Below are 1,005 nucleotides of genomic sequence, written 5' to 3' on the forward strand. Positions count from 1 at the left end.
CCGGCCTGCAGTCCGATGACCTGCGCGCGCTGACCACCGCGCAATAYGCCGCGCTGACGACCGCCCAGGTCGCCGCGCTGACCACCGACCAGWTSCCSAACCTCGAATCCGCCGACCTGCGTGCSATCWSSACSGCCGCGCTGCGCCAGCTCAATTCCGACCAGCTCGGCTCGCTGACCAGCGACCAGWTCGCCGCCCTSACCACCGGCCAGGTCGCCGCACTGACGACSACCCAGCTGTCCACGCTGGGCACCGATGACCTGAACGCGCTGACGACCACGCAGTTCGCCGCGCTGTCGACCGCCCAGGCCGCCGCGCTGACGACCGACCAGATCCCGACGCTGGAAACCAACGACCTGCGCGCGCTGAGCACCGCCGCGCTGAAGGGCTGGACCACCGCGCAGATCGATGCGCTGACCTCCGACCAGATGGGCGCCCTGACGACCGCCCAGGTCGCCGGCCTGACGACCGCGCAGCTGTCCAACCTGACGACCACCGACCTGAACGCGCTGAACACCGCGCAGTTCGCCGCGCTGTCGACCGCCCAGGTCGTGGCCCTGACGCCGACGCAGATCGCCGGCCTGCAATCCGACGACCTGCGCGCGCTGAGCACCGCCCAGTTCGCCGCGCTGACCACCGCCCAGGTCGGCGCGCTGACCAGCGACCAGATCCCSMACCTSGAATCGGCCGACCTGCGTGCCATCAGCACSGCCGGCATCCGCGGCCTGAACAGCGACCAGTTCGSCGCGCTGACCTCCGACCAGGTCGCTTCGCTGACGACCGGCCAGATCTCCGCGCTGACGACCAGCCAGCTGTCCTCGCTGACCTCCGACTCGCTGAACGCACTGAGCACCACGCAGTTCGGCGTGCTGTCGACGGCCCAGGCCGCCGCGCTGACGAGCGACCAGATCCCGCACCTCGAATCGTCGGACCTGCGCGCGCTGAGCACCGCCGCGATCCGCAACTGGACGACCGCCCAGGTCGATGCGCTGACCAGCGACCAGA

Annotated in this window: 1 pseudogene; it reads left to right on the forward strand. The window is 70.6% G+C overall.

Annotated elements, in window-relative coordinates:
- A pseudogene (locus AC1D15_RS34215) lies at window positions 1–1,005 on the forward strand (heme utilization protein); the annotation flags it as partial.

Source organism: Rhizobacter sp. P2_H2, from assembly GCF_056403375.1.